The sequence below is a fragment of the Nocardia sp. NBC_00403 genome (genome assembly GCF_036046055.1).
In the GTDB taxonomy this organism is placed as follows: Bacteria; Actinomycetota; Actinomycetes; order Mycobacteriales; family Mycobacteriaceae; genus Nocardia.
Genome location: NZ_CP107939.1, coordinates 1,133,672 through 1,152,955, shown reverse-complemented (window position 1 = coordinate 1,152,955; position 19,284 = coordinate 1,133,672). Strand labels below are relative to the sequence as shown.

The following is a 19,284-nucleotide window of genomic DNA, read 5'->3' as shown; positions in this document are numbered from 1 at the left end:
TGCGAACACACGCGCGGCACCAGAACCGGGGCCGGCAAGACCAGCAAGCCGGCGGGGGCGCTCCAGCACCTACGGCACCGACGTACACGGTCGAACAGGAGGTGGAACGCCGTGCAGGGATTGATCTTGCAATTGACCCGTACGGGGTTCCTGCTGCTGCTATGGCTGTTCGTGTGGGCGGTACTGCGGACCTTGCGCAGCGACATCTACGCGGCATCCGGCATACGGATCCAGCCCAGGGCCGCACGCGGTTCCGCGGTGCTGCCTTCCTTCAGCCGAGGCCAGAAGGGCGCCAAATATCTTGTGGTGACTCAAGGTTCACTCGCCGGCACCCGCATCTCGCTCAGCACCCAACCGGTGCTGATCGGGCGGGCGGACGATTCCACGCTGGTACTCACAGATGATTACGCCTCCACCAGACACGCGCGGTTGTCTCCACGCGGTGACGACTGGTACGTCGAAGATCTCGGCTCGACGAACGGCACCTACCTCGACCGCGCGAAAGTCACTACCGCAGTCCGAGTTCCACTCGGAACTCCCGTCCGTGTCGGCAAAACAGTGATCGAGCTGCGATCGTGACACTTGTTCTCCGCTACGCAGCACGTAGCGACCGCGGTCTTGTCCGAGGCAACAACGAGGACTCCGTCTACGCGGGCGCACGCCTGCTCGCACTGGCCGACGGCATGGGTGGCCATGCCGCGGGCGAGGTGGCCTCCCAGTTGATGATCGCCGCACTGGCGCATCTCGACGACGACGAGCCCGGCGACGACCTCCTCGGCAAGCTCGACGCAGCCACCCACGAGGGCAATGCCGCGATCGCCGACCACGTCGAGGAAGAGCCCGAACTCGATGGCATGGGCACCACGCTCACCGCAATCCTGTTCGCGGGCAAGAAACTCGGCCTCGTCCACATCGGCGACTCCCGCGCGTACCTATTGCGCGGCGGCGAGCTGACCCAGATCACCAGAGACGACACGTTCGTCCAGTCACTGGTCGACGAGGGCCGGATCACCGCCGAGCAGGCGCACACCCATCCGCAACGCTCACTGATCATGCGTGCCCTCACCGGCAACGAGATCGAGCCGACGCTGATCATGCGCGAGGCTCGCGCCGGTGATCGCTACCTGCTGTGCTCCGACGGCCTGTCCGACGTGGTCAGCGACGAGACGATCGCCAACACCATGCGCGAGGGCAGCCAGGACGAATGTGCCGACCGGCTCATCGAGCTGGCCTTGCGCAGCGGCGGGCCGGACAACGTGACCGTCGTCGTCGCCGATGTCATCGATCTCGACTACGGGCAGAGCCATCCCATCGTCGCGGGCGCCGCCTCCGGTCAGGACGAGGACACCCCGCCGCCGAACACCGCGGCAGGCCGGGCGGCCGCCATGCGTCCGCCGCGCGCGACGCCACGGCGTGCCCCGGCGGCGCCGGAGCCGCCCGCGAAGGGCAAGTCGCACAGGCTGCGCTGGATTGTGCTCGCGATCGCCCTGGTGGTGGCCGTATTCGTCGGTCTGCTGGTCGGCTACAAGATGATTCGCAGCAACTATTACGTTGCCGCGGACAACGGCCAAGTGGTGATCCTGCGCGGGCTGCCCGGTTCGGTGCTCGGGTATTCGATCCATGAGGTCGATCTGGTCGGCTGCGTCAAATCCTCCGGTGAACTCACCCTGGAGCAGCCCGGCCGAGATCTGCCCCCTGGCTGCCGGGTGCTGAAGGCCGCCGATCTCAAGTCCACCGGGCGCACCCAAGTGGACCGTGGCCTGCCGCCGACTTCACTGGACAAGGCCAAGGACCAGATGAAGGTCCTCGCACAGGACGAGCTGCTGCCGCCGTGCCCGGTCCGTGAGCAGGTCCCGCAGCCAGGGGTTGTGCCGCCCGTGGCGCCGCCGCCGTCCTCGACCGGCAGCCCGGCGCCCGCCCCGAGCGAGATCCCGGCGCCGCCGCCCGCGGGGACCGAACCGAGTCCGGGTGAAACCAGGGGTACCGACGTCAAGACGCCGACCAAGTCGGAGCCGACGGCGCCGACGTCGACCGCGGCGGCGAACCCCCAGATCGCGGGGGAGACCTGCCGGGTGACGGACTGATGTCCGCACCGGCACCGCCGACCGCTGGGGCTTTTCCCAGTCCTCCCGGCGGCTTCGCACCCGCGCCGCCGCCATCCACCCGACGCAACGTCGAATTGCTCTTACTGGCCGTGGCGGGGGTCATCACGACCGCAGCCCTGTTTCTGGTCGAAGCCAGTCAGGAGCAGTCGGTCACCTGGGATATCGCCAAATACGGGCTGGCGTTCTTCGCGCTGTTCGCGGTCGCGCATCTTGCGGTGCGCCGCTTCGCGCCGTTCGCCGACCCACTGCTACTGCCGATCGTCGCCCTGCTCAACGGCCTCGGATTGGTGTTGATCCATCGCCTCGATCTCGCCGATGCACAGACCGCCGAGTACAACTCCTCGGCGATCCCCTCCCCCGACGCCAACCAGCAGATCATGTGGACCGGCCTCGGAATGGTGGTGTTCATCGCGCTGTTGATCGTGCTGCGCGACTACCGCACGCTGGCCCGCTACAGCTACACCCTAGGTCTGTTGGGCCTTGTCGCGCTGGCGATTCCGGCATTGCTGCCAGGAGCGTATTCGGAGACCAACGGCGCCAAGATCTGGATCAGATTGCCGGGATTCAGTGTGCAGCCGGGTGAATTCGCGAAGATCCTGCTCATCATCTTCTTCGCCTCGGTACTGGTGGCCAAGCGCGATCTGTTCACCGCGGCCGGGCGGCATTTCCTCGGCATGGAGTTCCCGCGCGGGCGCGACCTCGGTCCGATCCTGGTGGTCTGGATCGTTTGCATCTGCGTGCTGGTCTTCGAAAAGGACCTCGGCACTTCGTTGTTGATCTTCAGCACCGTGCTGGTGATGCTCTACATCGCCACCGAACGCGTCGGCTGGCTCGTCATCGGCGGCGGCCTGCTCGCGGTGGGATTCTTCTTCGCCTACCAGGCCTTCGGCCATGTGCGAGTGCGTACGCATACCTGGCTGGATCCGTTCGCGGATTACAGCAACACCGGCTACCAGATCTCGCAGTCGCTGTTCGGGCTCGCGACCGGTGGGCTCGCGGGCACCGGCCTCGGCAGCGGCCGGCCCTCGCAGGTGCCCTTCGCCAAGACCGACTTCATCATCACCACCATCGGTGAGGAGCTCGGTCTGATCGGGCTCGCCGCGGTGCTGCTGCTGTTTCTGGTATTCATCGTGCGCGGCCTGCGCACCGCACTCGCCGTGCGCGACAGCTTCGGCAAGCTGCTGGCCGCCGGTCTGTCGTTCACCATCGCGATCCAGGTGTTCGTCGTGGTCGGCGGCGTCACCAAGCTCATTCCACTGACCGGCCTCACCACCCCGTTCATGTCCTACGGCGGTTCGTCGCTGCTGGCCAACTACGCGCTGCTCGCGTTGCTGATCAAGGTTTCCGACGCCGCACGCGCCCCCGCACCGGCCCGCAAGAAAGAGCCTGCACCGATCGCGGACGCGCCGACGGAGCTGCTGCGCAAGTCCGCCGAAGCGGGCCGATCGGAAGCGAGGCCCCAGGAATGAACACGCCCCTACGGCGGGTCGCGATGGCGGTGATGTTGATGATCGTCGCGCTGCTGATCAATGCCACCTACGTGCAGGTCATCAAGGCCGACGACTACCGAAGCGATCCACGCAACTCCCGGGTGCTGTTGGACGAGTACGCTCGCCAGCGCGGGCAGATCTCGGCGCGTGGCACGGTGCTCGCCAACTCGGTCGCCACCGAGGACCGCTACAAGTACCTGCGCACCTACCCCGAAGACCCGCAGGCGTACGCGCCGGTCACCGGCTTCTACTCGATGCAGTACGGCAGCACCGGCCTGGAACGCGCCGAGGACTCGGTGCTCAACGGTTCCGACAGCCAACTGTTCGGGCGCCGCCTGATCGACATGATCTCCGGTCGCGATCCGCGCGGCGGCAACGTGCTCACCACATTGAATCCGGCGATGCAGAAGGTCGCCTACGACCAGCTGACCAGCAAGGGATACACCGGTTCGGTAGTGGCAATCGAGCCGAGCACCGGCAAAGTTCTCACGATGGTCTCCACACCCAGCTACGATCCCAACCTGCTGTCCGGGCACGACGGTGCCAGTGGCACCAAGGAATGGGAGATGCTGAGCACCGACCCACGTCAGCCGATGCTCAATCGCGCTGTCTCGCAGACCTATCCGCCTGGATCCACCTTCAAGGTGGTCGTCACCGCGGCCGCACTGGCCAATAGAACGGCGACCCCGGAGGATCAATTCACCGCGGCGCCCAACATCACCCTGCCGGGCACCACTACCACGCTGGAGAACTACAACGGCTCCACCTGTGGCGGCGGCCCGACCGCGTCGCTGTACGACGCATTCCGGTTGTCCTGCAACACCGCGTTCGTCGAACTCGGACTCAAGGTCGGGGCCACGAACCTCAAGGACGAGGCGGCCGCCTTCGGTATCGGCGCGCACCGCGGCATCCCGATCCCGGTCGCCGAGAGCACCGTCGGGACGATCTCGGACAACGCGGCACTCGGCCAGAGCAGCATCGGACAACGCGACGTCGCGCTCACGCCGTTGGACAACGCGGTCATCGCGGCAACCATCGCCAACGGCGGCGTCCGGATGGAGCCGCAACTGATCGAACAACTACAAGGCCCGGACCTGAGTGAGCTGTCCAAGCCCAAGCCCGTCTCGGTGGGCCAAGCCGTCAGCGCCCAGGTAGCGTCGACGCTGACCAACCTGATGGTGGCCTCGGAGCAGAACACCGCCGGCGGCGGCCAGTCCCGGTACCAGATCGCTTCCAAGACCGGCACGGCCGAGCACGGTAGCAATCCGCGCAGCACCCCACCGCACGCCTGGTACATCGCGTTCGCCCCCGCGCAGAACCCGAAAATCGCCATCGCGGTCATCGTGGAGAACGGCGGAGACCGGGCGCTGGCCGCCACCGGTGGCTCGGTAGCCGCGCCCGTCGCGCGTGCAGTGCTGGATGCCGGACTGCGAGGCAGCTGAAGGATATGAACGTGCGAGTGAATGTACGGGGGCCCCGATGCTGAACAACGGCGCGATGATCGCCGACCGGTACCGGCTGCAACGCCTGATTGCCACGGGCGGAATGGGTCAGGTCTGGGAGGCGCTCGACACGCGCTTGGATCGCCGGGTGGCCGTCAAGGTGCTCAAGTCGGAGTTCTCCGCCGACCCCACCTTTCGACACCGGTTCCGCACCGAGGCGAAGACCACCGCCCAGCTGAATCATCCTGGTATCGCCGGAATCTACGACTACGGCGAGACCTTGGACCCCAGTGGCGGCGAGACCGCCTACCTGGTGATGGAACTGGTCCAGGGCGAACCGCTCAACACGGTGCTGAACCGGCTCGGCAGGCTCTCGGTCGTCCAGGGTCTGGACATGCTGGAGCAGACCGGCCGCGCACTGGAGGTCGCGCACCAGGCCGGCGTCGTGCACCGCGATGTGAAGCCGGGCAACATCCTGGTGACGCCGACCGGTCAGGTGAAGATCACCGACTTCGGCATCGCCAAGGCGGTCGATGCCTCCCCCGTGACCAAGACCGGCATGGTGATGGGCACGGCGCAGTACATCGCGCCCGAGCAGGCGGTCGGCGAGGACGCCACCTCCGCGAGCGACGTGTACTCCCTCGGTGTTGTCGGCTACGAGGCGCTGGCCGGCCAGCGGCCCTTCACCGGCGATGGCGCGATCACCGTCGCGATGAAGCATGTGCGCGATACCCCGCCGCCGATGCCCGCGGATCTGCCCGCCAACGTGCGTGAACTCATCGAGATCACGATGGCCAAGGAGCCGGGACGCCGGTATGCGCGCGGCGGCGAGTTCGCCGACGCTGTCGCCGCCGTCCGCGCCGGACGCCGGCCACCATCGCCGAGCGGCGCCGCATCGGGTGCGGGACCGCTCACCACGGGCGCGACCAGGGTGCTGCCGCCCGGCCCGACGGTGATGCTGCCGTCCGGGCAGCACAGCTACGACAACGGCCCGACGGTTCGCTATTCGACCCCGGGTCAGCCCGTGGGCGCGGCACACGCGGCAGCACCGGCGACCGTGCTGAGTTCGACGGCGGCGGGTCCCACGACACCACCGGGCAACGGCCAGCGGTTCACCTCGACGCAGAAGTGGCTCGGCGGGCTCGGTATCGGTGCGCTGATCCTCGGCGGCGTCGTCACCTACCTGCTGTTCGGCGGCGACACCAATCCGAACACGGTGAAGCCCGTGACCACGACGGTGGTGCCGACTACGGTGCCGCTGCCACCACCGCCACCACCGGTCACTACGACACCGAAGCCGGTGGAGCCGCCCCCGACGCAACCGCCGACCACGGTGCCGCCGACGACAACGGAACCGCCGACCACCACCACAGAACCGCCGACCACGACGCCCGCACCGAGCACCACGGCGCCGAGCACGACGAAACCACCGAAGACAACAGCGCCAACCACCACCACCAGGTCGCGCTTCCCCACGCTCGACCTACCATTTCCGGATAGTCCCGGTGCCCGAGGACCCTCGGGCACCCTCGGCGCAGCCCCTCCTCCGCAAGGACAGCCATGACGACCCCGAAGAACCTCTCCTCGCGCTACGAGCTTGGCGAGATCATCGGGTTCGGCGGCATGTCCGAGGTGCACAAGGCCCGCGATCTGCGGCTGAGCCGCGACGTGGCGATCAAGGTGCTGCGCGCGGACCTCGCCCGGGACCCCACCTTCTATCTGCGCTTCAAGCGGGAGGCGCAGAACGCGGCCGCGTTGAACCATCCGGCGATCGTCGCGGTGTACGACACCGGCGAGGCCGAGGTCGACGGTGGGCCGCTGCCGTACATCGTGATGGAGTACGTCGACGGCGACACGCTGCGCGATATCGTGCGCGGCAAGGGCCCGATGCCACCGCGCCGGGCCATGGAGGTCGTCGCCGACGTCTGTGCCGCACTGGATTTCAGCCACAAGGCCGGGATCGTGCACCGGGACATGAAGCCGGCCAACATCATGATCAACCGCGCAGGCGCGGTGAAGGTGATGGACTTCGGCATCGCCCGCGCGATCGCCGACGCCGCCAACCCGATGACCCAGACCGCGGCGGTCATCGGCACCGCGCAATATCTTTCACCCGAGCAGGCGCGCGGCGAGACCGTCGACGCCCGCTCCGACGTGTATTCCGTCGGCTGTGTGCTGTTCGAGATCCTCACCGGCGAACCGCCTTTCACGGGTGACTCGCCGGTCGCGGTGGCCTACCAGCACGTGCGCGAGGATCCGCGGCTGCCCTCGCACGTGCACTCCGGGGTGCCCCGTGAGCTGGACTCCGTTGTGCTCAAGGCGATGAGCAAAAATCCGGCCAACCGGTACCAGACCGCCGCCGAGATGCGTGGCGACCTGATCCGGGTGCTCGGTGGGCAGAAGCCGAGCGCGCCGATGGTGATGACCGACGAGGACCGCACCACGATCCTCGGCGCCAACGAACCGCCGCCGCGCACCTTCCGCACCGTCGAGCGCAACGACGACACCGCAGAGCAGGAACCGGCGGAGCCATCGGACCCGCGTCGCAACATCTACATAGCGGTCGGCGCCGCCGCCGCCGTCGCGGTGGCCTTCGCCCTGTTCTGGGTGCTGATCGGGCCGGGAAGCAAGCCGGATCAGATTGCGGTGCCCGATCTTTCGAGCAAGTCGCAACAGCAAGCCCAGGAGACGCTGCAGAAGCTCGGCTTCACCGTGGCCATCCAGCAGAAGCCGGACAGCAAGGTCGCCACCGGCAATGTCATCTCGACCCAGCCGCTCGGCGGTTCCCGGGTGGCCGAGGGCAGCACCATCACCGTCCAGGTCTCCACCGGGCCGGCCCAGGTGCAGGTGCCGAGGCTGACGGGACTCAATCAGCAGCAGGCCGAGCAGAAGCTCAATTCCATCGGATTGCAGCTCAGTCCCGACGTGCAACGCAAGGCCTCGAGTAGTACCGAGAAGGACACGGTCATCGACCAGAACACGTCGCCGGGTTCCAAGGTCGACGTGGGTTCGCCCGTCATCATCACCATCGGCACGGGCCCAGAAGCGGTACGGGTACCCAACGTCATCGGCCAATCGATCGACATCGCACAGCCGAACATCGAGGGCAATGGCTTCAAGGTAGTCGTGCAAGAGGTTCAGTCATCGAAGCCCAAGGGCGAGGTGATCGGGACATTCCCGGCAGGTGGCACCACCGCGGACAAGGGCTCCGCGGTAACCGTGCAGATCTCCACCGGTGACCAGATCACCATGCCGACGCTGATCGGCCTGACTCCCGCCGCGGCGCTGGATAAATTGCGTCAAGCCGGTTGGACCGGAACCGCGGGCCAGATCAATCAGTCCGCCCAGGGCACTTTCGACACCAGCAGTGTGGGCCGCATCCTCGGCCAGCAGCCCGCGGCCGGTTCCTCGATCGCGAAGAACGGCACGGTCGCGATCAGCACCGGAGTCCTCGGACCGCCCTGATAACAAGCTCGCCCGGATAACCCGAAAACACAAACCGGTCGGTGTTGTCCGGGCGAGAATGAGGCTGCTTCATCCCATCAGCTGCTCCATCCAAGGACGCTGCATACGAGGAGGTAGCCCAATGACCACTGCCAGGGACATCATGAAGCCCGGGGCCCAGTGGATCTCCAAGGACGACACCGTCGGCAAGGCCGCCCGGATCATGGCCGAACTCGGGGTCGGGTCTCTGGTGATCGCAGGTGAGAACGAGCGGATGTGCGGGATCATCACCGACCGCGACATCGTCGTGAAATGCATCGCTCAGGGCAGGCCGCCTGCCACCACCCGAGCCGAAGAGCTGTGCGAAGCGACGCCGCGCTGGATCGACGCCGACGCCGATATCGATGAGGTGCTCGACGAAATGGAGAGCCACCGAATCAAGCGGATGCCGGTGATCGAGCGCAAGCGTCTCGTCGGCATGATCAGCGAAGCCGACCTGGCCAGGCACCTCGACGACAACCAGCTCGGCGAGTTCGTGACAGCCGTCTACGGCAGGCCCTGACCCGCTAGCGCAAATCCAGGTGCCGATTCATCGACATGGCCGTCTCGGCCAGGTCGGGCAGCTCGAGCACCTCGACGCCGTGCTGCCGTAATTTCTCCACACCGACACAGTTGGTGACAAAGGTCGTCGGTTCCCGCCAGGCGATGACAACGCGGGGCACCCGGGCCGCCAGGATTCTGTCGGTGCACGGCAGCCGTGTCGGGGTGGCGCGCTGGGAACAGGGTTCCAGCGTGCTGTAGATCGTCGCCGTGGCCAGCCGAGGATCATCCGCATCGAGCTTGTCGAACGCGGACTCCTCGGCGTGGACCTTGGCATCGGTCTCCCTGGAGTACCCGATAGCGATCTCCGCGCCGTCGACCACGATGACCGCGCCGACCGAGAAGGCGGTGTCGCTCGGTGGGCACATTCGCGCCAGTTCGATTGCCCGGTGCATGAACTGGCGGTCCTGTTCGTGCGCGTGGGGAGCTTTCGTCATCACCGGTCCTGCGTGATGTCGGTGGTCGCCTTGGGCAGATAGATGAGCAGGGCGATGTCGCCGATCCTGGCGATGTCGGCCAGCTGCATCCGCCGGCGTGGAGCGCCCGGATATGCGGCGGGGTTGAGGAAGCGGGGCGCGGCCTGGTCGCCGACGAGAATCGGCGCGATGGCCATGTGCAGCTCGTCCGCGAGGTCGGCCGCGAGGAATGCGGTGTGGATTCGGGTGCCGCCCTCCACCATGAGGCGGGCGATACCGCGGCGACCGAGATCATCGAGCAGCGCGCCCAGATCAATATCGGCGCCGAGGATGGCCACCTCGGCGAGGCCGCGCAACCTGTCACCGAGCCGCGCCGCGCCGGCCTCGGTGGTGTAGACGAGTTTGTCCCCGCCGTGGTGCCAGAAGTTCAGCTCGGGGTCCAGATCGCCGCTGGCCGTGACGGTGATTTTAAGTGGATACTCGGGCTTGCCCGCGGCGGCGATCCGTTCGGCCCGCCGGTCCGGGTCGTTGACGAGCAGGCGTGGATTGTCGCGGCGCAGCGTTTCGGCGCCGATCAGGATGGCGTCGGATTCCGCGCGCACCTGATCGACCCGATCGAAGTCGGCTTCGTCCGAGAGCCGCAATCGCTCGGGGCCGGCGTCATCGATGTAGCCGTCGACGCTGACCGCGACCGAAAGCAGGACATATGGACGCGTCATTGGGACACCAAGGACGCGACCTCCGCCTCGAGGATCTCCACCAGGCCCTCGGGAGGACGTCGGCCACAGACCTCGAGCCAGTTCGCCAGCATCCGATGCCCACCCTGGGTCAGCACCGATTCGGGATGGAACTGCACGCCGTGGATCGGCAGCGTGCGGTGCCGCATGGCCATCACTATCCCGCTCTCGGTGCGACCGATCACCTCGATGTCGTCGGGGATCGTCGCTTCGAGGACGGTGAGCGAGTGATACCTGGTCGCGGTGAACGGGTCGGGCAGGCCCGCGAGCACCCCGACGCCGAGGTGGAATACCGAACTGGTCTTTCCGTGCAGCAGCTCCGGCGCGCGGGTGACGGTGGCGCCGAACGCTTCCCCGATCGCCTGATGGCCGAGGCACACTCCGAGCAGTGGGGTGAGCCGGCGCGCACAGGCGTGTACCAGGTCGATGCTCGCGCCCGCGCGGTCCGGCGAGCCAGGGCCGGGGCTGATCAGAATGCCGTCGTATTCGGCCGCGACGGCGTCCACATCGGCCAATTGCGGGTCGTCGTTGCGCCAGACGACGGCCTCGACGCCAAGCTGGCCGAGGTACTGCACCAGGTTGAATACGAAGCTGTCGTAATTGTCGACGACCAATACACGCATGAGATCGAGATTACGTGGCCGTATGGCACAGCGTCGCATCCATTACCAGTTGGGATAGCCTAGAGGCACACCGGAGGGAACTTCAGCCTCGCCCGGACCGGTCCCGGCTGACCCCGGATCGGACGTCGCGGCGGGTGGTGCTCGACCCAACTTCACTGTCGCTGTCCTGCCGGTACCGACCTGCACGCCGAACACGAGGACGTCATGCCCAAGTCGAAGGTCCGTAAGAAGACCGACTATACGATCAACCCTGCCAGCCGGACGCCGGTGAAGGTGAAGGCCGGGCCTTCCCCGGTCTGGTACGTCGCCATCATGCTCGGCTTCATGCTCGCCGGGCTGGTGTGGCTGCTCGTCTACTACCTGGCAAACGACAAGATCGGCTGGATGGCCGATCTCGGCGCCTGGAACTTCCTGATCGGCTTCGGCCTCATGGTCGTCGGTCTGATCATGACCATGCGGTGGCGCTGAGGTTTCGCGCGCCCGAACCCCGGATTACAGACGTGTCATTCATTCACACCTGTGGATGACCCTGTGGACAACTCGAGGAACGATTGGGGAAAGCGGCTCATGCATCCCGAAAGTCCACAGTCCAGGACACCTGACCCACGCATCGCCTGGACCACTCCCACCCCTGCCCTGATCGCGGTCACGGTGGGCGGCGTGGTCTTGGCGACCGCCGCGGTCCTGGCCGATGAGGCCGCGAGCAGGCTGCTCATCGGGCTGGCCGCGGTGGGACTGCTCGTGCTTGCCGGGCTCGGCTTCCGCCAGCGACCACGGCTCTCGGTGACCCCGGGTCCGCAGCCGCGCCTTGTGGTGCGCAGCCTGGTCGGCCCAACCGAATACACCCGCGGTCAGATCGTGCGTGCCCGCGTGGTCAGCTATCGCCGCCTCGGCCGCAAAACGCCCATGCTGGAGATCGACGTGCAGCACGACGGTGCCGAGCGGCTGCTGATCTTCGGCCGTTGGGATCTCGGCGCGAGCCCCGTGGACGTCTTCGACACACTGGTCGAACATGGGCTCGCGCAGCCGCCGGCTTACTAGCAGCGCCGGCGGTAGCAGCGCCGTTTCACGTGAAGCCGGACAGTGCGGGGCCCGTCAGGCGGCGAGCGATGCCGCTACAACACCGGTCACCGAGAGCGCGACGACTGCGAGCACGGCGATCGCCAGCCAGCCGATGAGGCCCGCGGTCTCCTGTGATTTCGCGCGCAGCCAGGCCGGGAGGAACAGGATGCCGAGTGTCGCAAGGGTGCCCGCGCTCAGACCACCGAGGTGGCCCCACATGGAGATGCCGGGCAGCGAGAAGCTGATGAAGATGTTGATGCCGATGAGGATCAACATCTGATTGGGGTTCTGCCGCAATCGGATCAGGATCACCGTGATCGCACCGAACAGGCCGTACACCGCACCGGACGCACCGGCTGTCGCACTGTTCTGCGCGAGAACCATCACGGCCGCGGACCCACCGAGCAGCGAGACCAGATAGACCGCGAGATAGCGCAGCCGTCCGAGCACCAGCTCGGCATCCCGGCCGACCACATACAGCGCGAACATGTTGAGCATCAGATGGATCGGGCCGTAATGCAGGAACCCCGATCCGATCACGCGCACCCAGTCACCGTCGGCGACGAGGTGCGGAACCAGTACCCAGCGCCGGAACAGCTGAGACCCGTTGTAGTTGTCCACCAGGCTGCGCGACTGGGCCGCGGTCACCGCGAACACCAGCACATTCACCGCGATCAGCGCATAGGTGACGTAAGGAATCGGTTTCTGTGCGGCGGGCGCACCCGCGACTGTCCGCACCTGGCGCACATCGCGCTGCTCCTGGCGCAGGCAGTCGACGCAGTGCTGGCCGACGGCGGCGGGTCGCAGACATTCGGGGCAAGCGGGCCGCCCACAGCGCGTGCAGGCCAGGCCCGTCGGGCGATCGGGGTGGCGCACACAGGTCGGTGCGGGCGGCTGAGCGTTCATCGGTCTATTCGATCGTGATCTTCGAGATTTCGACAGGTTCCTTCGGACGGTCGTTGCGATCGGTCGGCGTGGTGGCGATGGCATCGACGACCTTGCGCGAATCCGGATCGACGACCTCGCCGAAGATCGTGTGCTTGCGGTTCAGGTGCGGCTGCGGGCCTACGGTGATGAAGAACTGCGACCCGTTGGTCGCCGGTCCCGCGTTGGCCATCGCCAACAGGTAGCCGCGGTCGAAGCGCAGTTCCGGGTGGAATTCGTCACCGAATTCGTAGCCGGGTCCACCGCGACCGGTGCCGGTCGGGTCGCCGCCCTGGATCATGAAGCCGTCCATCACCCGGTGGAAGACCGCGCCGTCGTAGAACGGTCCGGAGGTTCCACCGCTCGCGTTCTCCGTTGTGTACTCGGCGGTGCCGTCGGCGAGGCCGACGAAGTTCCGCACCGTCTTCGGAGCATGGTTGCCGAAGAGCGAGATCTTGATGTCACCGTGGTTGGTGTGCACCGTCGCAACAGCGGTCTGATTCGGTGAGGTCACGCCGCCCATCGTGCCACGCTCAGGCGACTGCGCAGGGAACCGGGCTCCACGTCTTTTTGCCGATCTGCAAGCGCGCCGAACGTTCCGCTGCGGCCGGCGGTTGAATGCGGGGCAGATCTCTGGGCATACCTGGTGAGTTACCCCGGGTACCACCGAGACAAGTCGTCATCGTTGCAATTCTGCGCGAATCGCGGGGTTGTGCCAGAGTGGTCGAATGAGCTTGGGGCGCCTTCACGTATCTGCACGTACTCGTAACCGGCTATTGGTCGCGACCCTTGTCGCACTGGCGGGTGGCGTGGCCTGGCTGGTGCGCAGCAAGCGACCGCAGGCCCAGGAGCCGGCCCCGGCACCGCCGCGGATCGGATACTCCCGCAATGGCTCCGCGCCGACTCCCTTGGCGGAGGCCGGCGCGGAAAACGGTCGCTGATCTCGGCTTTCGGTCAGCGGCTCACGGTCCGCTGGTACTGACGCAGAGCCAGCGGGATGAACACGAGCAGGATGATCACCACCCAGGCCAGCGTCGTCACCACCGGATGCTGCATCGACCAGGCGTCCGATTGCGGCGCCATCGGGCTGGTGTTGCCGAACAGTTCGCGAGTGGCCTGGGTGACCGCGGACACCGGATTCCATTCGGCGAATACCCGCAGCACGGTCGGCAGGTTCTCCAGCGGCACAAATGTGTTGGCGAGGAATGTCAGCGGGAAAATCACCATGAAGCTGGCGTTGTTGAACACCTCCGGCGCCCGGACCAGCAGTCCGACGACGGCCATGATCCACGACACCGCATAGGCGAACAGCAGTAACAGCACGTACGCCAGCACCGCGTCGAGGAACGAACCGCGGATCCGCCAGCCGACGACAAGACCGGTCAGCGACATCACCACGAGGCTGACCACGTTGATCACCACATCGCTCAGCGTCCGGCCGACCAGCACCGCCGACGGCGCCATCGGCAACGACCGGAATCGGTCGATGATGCCCTTCTGCATATCCTCGGCAAGACCGGCTCCGGTGAAGGTCGCGCCGAACACCACGCTCTGCGCGAAGATGCCCGCGATCAAGAACTCCCGATAGCCGCCCGACATGCCGGGCACCTCGATGGCCGACCCGAAAATGTAGGCGAACAGCAACACGAACATGATCGGCGATAGCGTCGAGAAGATCAGCACATCGGGCACACGCTTGATCTTGATGACATTGCGTTTGGCGATGGTCACGCTGTCGGTGAACACGATCGATAGTCGTTCACCGACGGGCATCGAGATGCTGGGTTCGGGCGCCGTTGTCGCCGCGGTCATCGGATCTTTCCTTCCGTCGCTTCGAGCCGGTCCCCGCGCTTACCTGATGCGACGGAACCGTCGCCGTTGATCAACTCCTCGGCCTCGTGCCCGGTGAGGGTCAGGAAGACGTCGTCGAGCGAGGGACGCCGCAGACCGACATCGTGGATCTGCACGTTGTGCTGGGTCAGCAAGCCGATGGCGTCGACTAGCGCCTGCGAGCCGTCGCTGACCGGAACGGTGATCCGGCGCAAGCCGGGCTCGAGATGGATCTCGCCGTCGGCGAGACCCTGCAGCGCCTGCTGCGCGGTCGCGAGGTTGTCGGCATGATCGACGGTGAGCTCGATACGGTCGCCGCCGACCAGGGTCTTCAGCTCGTCCGCGGTGCCGCGAGCGATGACCTTGCCATGGTCGATCACCGCGATGGCGTCGGCCAGCCGGTCGGCCTCCTCCATGTACTGCGTGGTGAGCAGCAACGTGGTTCCGCCTGCGACCAATTCCTCGATGACATCCCAGAGGTCGAGACGCGCCCGGGGATCCAGGCCGGTGGTGGGCTCGTCGAGGAACAACACCGGCGGATTCGCTACCAGCGCGCCTGCCAGGTCGAGCCTGCGCCGCATACCGCCCGAGTAACCTTTGACGGGCCGATCTGCCGCGTCGGTGAGCCGGAATCGATCGAGTAGTTCGCGAGCGCGCTCCTTACTGCGCTGCACGCCCATGTGATAGAGACGTCCCACCATTTCCAGATTCTCGAAGCCGGTGAGATATTCGTCGACGGCCGCATACTGACCCGACGTTCCGATTCGCGACCGCAACGCTTGCGGATTGCGCAGTACGTCTATGCCTGCGACGGTCGCGTGGCCCGCATCCGGTATCAGCAGTGTGGTGAGCACTCGGACCGTGGTGGTCTTACCTGCACCATTGGGTCCGAGCAGTGCGGTCACGGTGCCCTCCGGCACCGATAGGTCGAGGCCATCGAGGGCGACCAGCCGGCCGTAGCGTTTGACCAGACCCTCGGCGACTATTGCGTCGGGCATGATTCTCCTGACGTTCGTGAGTTGTCGATGTCGGATTTCTGATGACGCCGGCCCGCGGTGCCGAGTCGAATTCGCTGAACCGGTAACCGACCGATACTCGAGTCAGTATTGCGGTGGGCACCGACAATTTCATCCGATTTGCCGACAGCTCGGTCGAACCGAGTCGGACCGGAGAAAAAAGAAGAGGCCGCATCCCGGCCAAGGCGGTGCTCGGGGGTGCCGGATCGGGATGCGACCGGTTCGATCATCCCGCCCGTCTCGTTGCTCGATCGCGCGTAGCCCGCTACCCGATTCGGCCGTGCGCAGTACTCGTCTCGGCGCGGATCCGCCGGCGTGGAAGGTAGGAAGCGGGCTGGTGGGTCACCGTGTTCGGCTGTTTTCCCACCACTACGGCAGGCTGCGATTCGCACGAACACATGTTCGCATCGGGGTACGACATACTCTGTCGCCGCGCGTGCTGGGCCGCCCCGTTTTCCCGCTGCCGCGACACGCGGCACATCCGGCGCGACACCGCCTCGGAACGTCCCGGGCGCGCGATCCATGACACACGGAGACCGGTCGGAATGTTTTCTGAAAGCACGCCGTAATGGCGGGTCAGCGCCAACAGCAGCAACGTAACTTCCTGTACAACAACAGTTTTGGCAAACAGTAAGCCATCGCTTACCCGGGGCCGATCGACACCCTCCGGTCGGGCGCTCGGCCCGCATTCCGCAGCCCAATAAGCCAACCCCAAAAATCTTGGAAAGTGGCGGTCCCCACGCACCCAGAATCGCGGATCATCGCGTAGGATCGTTCTCGTCGGCCCCTCCCCCCCGGGCCGACCTTACGCGGGCCTCGGCTAACTCCCCCCCTTCGCCGAGGCCCGCTCCCCATTTCCAGGCCAGGTCAGCTCGCTGAGCTGCGGTGTTCCGCCTCGGCAGCCAGCGAACGCCAGGCAGCCGTCAACCGTTGCGCCCGTACCCTTCCGGCCGTCGCAAGCAGCGGGCGATCGCGCTCCCAGCGCGCCATGACGACTGGGGCCGCGCTCTCCCACAGCGGTTCCAGTTCCGCCAACAGCCGGTCGAGAAGTTCGAACGCGCCGCCGAGTGCGACGTGGACGCCGGGCGAACTGGGCCGGTCGATATCGAGACCGCGCACGGCCGCTACCGCGGCAAGCAGCCGCTGCACCACCGGCTGCGGCCACCCGGACTCGCGGGCGACCCGGATCAGCCAGCCGAGCGCCGCGGCAAGCACATGAATGTCCTCGATGGTCCGGAAGGGTTTGAGGTAGTCCAGGTAGCCGTCCCCCGGCAGCATCCGCGCCGCGGCGTCGGTGAATGTCACTGTGGCGTGCGGAATCTCGGGGGCGAACGGGACCGCGGGCAGGTTCGTCACCCGCACACCCGGCTCGTCCGCATCCACCAGCACCGCGTGCAGGCGGTTGCGGCCGTCCGGCGATTCACCCGAACTGCCGATCACCACCAGCCGCTGCGCCATGATGCCGAGCGTCGTGAACGACTTGGTGCCATGCACCGACCAGCGGCCGTCGGTCTCCGCGAGCGCCGTACGGATCGCCGATGGATGCGCGCCACCCGACTCGGTCGCCGACACCGCGACCAGTTCGTCGGCGGGCAGGTCGGCGATCAGTGTCCGCAACGCCTCCTGATAACCGGACAGGAACGCGAAACCAAGGCGGTCGGCGCCGAACCCGCCCGCGATCGCCACATCCACCGGCGTGGCGAACCGAGGTGCGACCGCTCGATGCCTGGACCACGCGTCCGCGATGGTGTCGATGGGCGCCGGATCGACGGCTTCGGTCAGCAGGTAGTCGAGCACTGAATCCACGCCTGCACGGTACCCCCGGGTCGAATGCTCTCGGCAGGGCCACATCTCAGCAAATCACGCGGCGGTGCACCGGGCTATTCACAGGATCAGCAGGTATCACTGAGTGGCCCGACCGCTTCGAAAGGAGCTCGACCTGTGTCCGAACTGGACGAAGACCGTAGAAGAGCGCTATACGATGCCAAAGCCAGACTGTCGTGGGTGCTCGCCGGGCTGGCCGGACTGATCGGCGCGGCGGCATTCATGCACACCGCCGGCTACTTCGTCACCTTCATGACAGGCAACACCGAGCGCGCGGTTCTCGGTTACTTCCACCACGAGCCCGACATGGCGGTCGCGGCGACCCTGCTACTGGTGTCGTTCCTGTCCGGCGTGGTGGTCGCCTCCTGGTGCCGCAGGCGCTATTGGTCCGGTCATCCGCACGGCCCGACCCTGCTCACCACCGCGAGCCTCGCCATGGCCTCGATCGCCGACATCGGGATCTACCAGGCGCTGGACACCGACAAGATCGACCTCGTCCCGATCCTGTTCGTCGCCTTCGGTGTCGGCGCGCTCAACACCTCGTTCGTCAAGAACGACGAAGTATCGATTCCGCTGAGCTATGTCACCGGCACGCTCGTCAAAATGGCGCAGGGCTTCGAACGCCACCTCAGCGGCGGCACCTACGCCGACTGGCTCGGCTACTTCCTGCTCTACCTGGCATTCGCACTCGGCGCACTGCTCGGCGGTCTGTTCAGCCTCGTTGTCGCAGGCTGGGCGATGCTGATCACCGCCACCTTCGTCTGCCTCATCGTCACCTGCTACACCTACCTGCACCTGGACCGCCACGGACCGCCGAAGGAAACGTGACGGCCCGAAACAAAGGCAGCGCCCAGAGCGGCGGCCGGCGCACACAACTCCGCACAAACAACTGGTCGCCACATGCGGGAAAGAAAGCGGCACAAATGGATTCGGCTCATCTACCAAATGGCGGCGATATAAGTCGCCACTGGATAGGTCAGGCAACGTCCCACATAGCAACGATGCATGCTCCCAACAACGACGCGATGAGCGACACCAGCAACGGCGCGATGAGAAGCGCCGACAACGACACGCCAAAGAAAAGGCGAACGCTCTGCTAGAGCGCTCGCCTCTGGTTGTCGAGTCCGGTGTCCGAACCCTGACTCCGGCCACTTTGTCGATCGAGCTGAGGGCCCGGTGATCGGTTACCCGCGATCAGCGGGTGGTCACCTCTTTCCACAGGTCTGCATCGTCCCGCTTCCGCAGCTTGGTGATTCCGATGAGAACCGCGACCACAACACCGACCGTCAGAAGAAGTTTCATGGCTCCCAGCGTACTGCGGTGTTCAGGGTGAGCCCAGGAGACGTTGCGCCGGGGACGGCTGGACCGGCGTGGCCGCGACTGGTCAGCTGGTACGAATGGCCCAACCAGGCTGATCCTCGGCAATGCCCCCGCAAAGACAACGCGTTCCCATCATGTGACGGTGCGAATCTCCCAGCACCGTTTATGGTTTCGCGCTCGGCGGCGACCACGCCGATGAGCGACCACGCCGTTGACCCGGTCGATACCCCGACGAAGGTGCCTACGACCTCGCCCGCGTGATACCCGAGCCGCGAGGGCGACTCACGAAAGGCATCGCTGGTTGTTTACCCGAACTCGGATACCGACAACCGGGCGCGGCGCCGCAACCCTCGAAGCACGCGCCGGCGGCCGAATCGCCGACGACACCAAGCCGTCAAAATCCTCCTGACCTGCACATATGAGCGATATGTCAGATATATCACTCGATAAA

Annotated in this window: 20 protein-coding genes; 11 read left to right on the top strand and 9 right to left on the bottom strand. The window is 66.1% G+C overall.

What is annotated here, in order from left to right:
• Window positions 1–111: 111 nt before the first annotated feature.
• The 7 genes from OHQ90_RS05085 to OHQ90_RS05055 all read left to right on the top strand — a co-directional run bounded on the left by OHQ90_RS05085 (window position 112) and on the right by OHQ90_RS05055 (window position 9,043).
• On the top strand, window positions 112–579 hold the full coding sequence (locus tag OHQ90_RS05085) for an FHA domain-containing protein FhaB/FipA (RefSeq protein ID WP_328407803.1): 468 nt from the start codon (window positions 112–114) through the stop codon (window positions 577–579).
• A complete protein-coding gene (locus OHQ90_RS05080) occupies window positions 576–2,084 on the top strand; it encodes a PP2C family protein-serine/threonine phosphatase (RefSeq protein ID WP_328407801.1) in 1,509 nt (502 codons plus the stop codon). The genes OHQ90_RS05085 and OHQ90_RS05080 overlap by 4 nt, the downstream gene beginning before the upstream one ends.
• The gene (locus OHQ90_RS05075; protein WP_328407799.1) at window positions 2,084–3,574 is read left to right on the top strand and encodes an FtsW/RodA/SpoVE family cell cycle protein; all 1,491 of its coding nucleotides are present in this window, start codon (window positions 2,084–2,086) and stop codon (window positions 3,572–3,574) included. The genes OHQ90_RS05080 and OHQ90_RS05075 overlap by 1 nt, the downstream gene beginning before the upstream one ends.
• Window positions 3,571–5,037 carry a peptidoglycan D,D-transpeptidase FtsI family protein gene (locus OHQ90_RS05070; protein WP_328407797.1) on the top strand — a complete coding sequence of 489 codons (1,467 nt, stop codon included), beginning with the start codon at window positions 3,571–3,573 and terminating at the stop codon, window positions 5,035–5,037. Before OHQ90_RS05075 ends, OHQ90_RS05070 begins: the two co-directional genes overlap by 4 nt.
• 37 nt (window positions 5,038–5,074) lie before the next feature.
• Window positions 5,075–6,601, top strand: a complete 1,527-nt coding sequence (locus OHQ90_RS05065) for a protein kinase domain-containing protein (RefSeq protein WP_328407795.1) — start codon at window positions 5,075–5,077, stop codon at window positions 6,599–6,601.
• Window positions 6,598–8,502 carry a Stk1 family PASTA domain-containing Ser/Thr kinase gene (pknB, locus tag OHQ90_RS05060; protein WP_328407793.1) on the top strand — a complete coding sequence of 635 codons (1,905 nt, stop codon included), beginning with the start codon at window positions 6,598–6,600 and terminating at the stop codon, window positions 8,500–8,502. The genes OHQ90_RS05065 and pknB overlap by 4 nt, the downstream gene beginning before the upstream one ends.
• A 121-nt stretch (window positions 8,503–8,623) precedes the next feature.
• Window positions 8,624–9,043: a CBS domain-containing protein gene (locus tag OHQ90_RS05055; protein WP_328407791.1), complete on the top strand. Its 420-nt coding sequence runs from the start codon at window positions 8,624–8,626 to the stop codon at window positions 9,041–9,043.
• A 4-nt stretch (window positions 9,044–9,047) separates the two neighbouring features.
• On the opposite strand, the gene OHQ90_RS05050 is transcribed toward OHQ90_RS05055, so the two are convergent.
• The 3 genes from OHQ90_RS05050 to OHQ90_RS05040 are packed head-to-tail and all read right to left on the bottom strand — an operon-like array spanning window position 9,048 to window position 10,857.
• Window positions 9,048–9,518 (bottom strand): deaminase, encoded by a 471-nt coding sequence (locus tag OHQ90_RS05050; RefSeq protein WP_328407789.1) that lies wholly within the window; start codon window positions 9,516–9,518, stop codon window positions 9,048–9,050.
• Window positions 9,518–10,216 carry a RibD family protein gene (locus OHQ90_RS05045; RefSeq protein WP_328407787.1) on the bottom strand — a complete coding sequence of 233 codons (699 nt, stop codon included), beginning with the start codon at window positions 10,214–10,216 and terminating at the stop codon, window positions 9,518–9,520. The genes OHQ90_RS05050 and OHQ90_RS05045 overlap by 1 nt, the downstream gene beginning before the upstream one ends.
• A complete protein-coding gene (locus OHQ90_RS05040; protein ID WP_328407785.1) occupies window positions 10,213–10,857 on the bottom strand; it encodes an aminodeoxychorismate/anthranilate synthase component II in 645 nt (214 codons plus the stop codon). Before OHQ90_RS05040 ends, OHQ90_RS05045 begins: the two co-directional genes overlap by 4 nt.
• Before the next feature lie 204 nt (window positions 10,858–11,061).
• Here OHQ90_RS05040 and crgA point away from each other — a divergent pair, with 204 nt between their 5' ends.
• Both crgA and OHQ90_RS05030 read left to right on the top strand, forming a co-directional pair.
• Window positions 11,062–11,325, top strand: a complete 264-nt coding sequence (gene crgA, locus OHQ90_RS05035) for a cell division protein CrgA (protein WP_328407784.1) — start codon at window positions 11,062–11,064, stop codon at window positions 11,323–11,325.
• 99 nt (window positions 11,326–11,424) lie between these two features.
• Entirely contained in the window at window positions 11,425–11,898 is a 474-nt protein-coding gene (locus OHQ90_RS05030; protein WP_328412562.1) for a PH domain-containing protein, read from the top strand.
• Between the two features lie 54 nt (window positions 11,899–11,952).
• On the opposite strand, the gene OHQ90_RS05025 is transcribed toward OHQ90_RS05030, so the two are convergent.
• Both OHQ90_RS05025 and OHQ90_RS05020 read right to left on the bottom strand, forming a co-directional pair.
• Window positions 11,953–12,825: a rhomboid family intramembrane serine protease gene (locus tag OHQ90_RS05025; protein WP_328407782.1), complete on the bottom strand. Its 873-nt coding sequence runs from the start codon at window positions 12,823–12,825 to the stop codon at window positions 11,953–11,955.
• A 4-nt stretch (window positions 12,826–12,829) separates the two neighbouring features.
• Complete coding sequence (locus OHQ90_RS05020; RefSeq protein ID WP_328407780.1) at window positions 12,830–13,357, bottom strand: peptidylprolyl isomerase; 528 nt, start codon at window positions 13,355–13,357, stop codon at window positions 12,830–12,832.
• A 214-nt stretch (window positions 13,358–13,571) separates the two neighbouring features.
• Here OHQ90_RS05020 and OHQ90_RS05015 point away from each other — a divergent pair, with 214 nt between their 5' ends.
• Complete coding sequence (locus OHQ90_RS05015; RefSeq protein ID WP_328407778.1) at window positions 13,572–13,784, top strand: hypothetical protein; 213 nt, start codon at window positions 13,572–13,574, stop codon at window positions 13,782–13,784.
• A 13-nt stretch (window positions 13,785–13,797) separates the two neighbouring features.
• Here OHQ90_RS05015 and OHQ90_RS05010 read toward each other — a convergent pair whose 3' ends face one another.
• From OHQ90_RS05010 to OHQ90_RS05000, 3 genes are all read right to left on the bottom strand, one after another.
• A complete protein-coding gene (locus OHQ90_RS05010) occupies window positions 13,798–14,616 on the bottom strand; it encodes an ABC transporter permease (RefSeq protein ID WP_328412561.1) in 819 nt (272 codons plus the stop codon).
• A 35-nt stretch (window positions 14,617–14,651) separates the two neighbouring features.
• Window positions 14,652–15,671, bottom strand: a complete 1,020-nt coding sequence (locus OHQ90_RS05005) for an ATP-binding cassette domain-containing protein (RefSeq protein WP_328407776.1) — start codon at window positions 15,669–15,671, stop codon at window positions 14,652–14,654.
• Between the two features lie 885 nt (window positions 15,672–16,556).
• Window positions 16,557–17,495: an acyl-CoA dehydrogenase family protein gene (locus tag OHQ90_RS05000; protein ID WP_328407774.1), complete on the bottom strand. Its 939-nt coding sequence runs from the start codon at window positions 17,493–17,495 to the stop codon at window positions 16,557–16,559.
• A 135-nt stretch (window positions 17,496–17,630) separates the two neighbouring features.
• Between OHQ90_RS05000 and OHQ90_RS04995 the strand changes: the two genes are divergently transcribed.
• Window positions 17,631–18,341, top strand: coding sequence for a YoaK family protein (locus OHQ90_RS04995; RefSeq protein WP_328407772.1), 711 nt, complete (start codon window positions 17,631–17,633; stop codon window positions 18,339–18,341).
• A gap of 366 nt (window positions 18,342–18,707) precedes the next feature.
• Here the strand turns inward: OHQ90_RS04995 and OHQ90_RS04990 are convergent, their stop codons facing one another.
• The gene (locus OHQ90_RS04990) at window positions 18,708–18,815 is read right to left on the bottom strand and encodes a DLW-39 family protein (protein ID WP_328407771.1); all 108 of its coding nucleotides are present in this window, start codon (window positions 18,813–18,815) and stop codon (window positions 18,708–18,710) included.
• Window positions 18,816–19,284 lie beyond the last annotated feature (469 nt).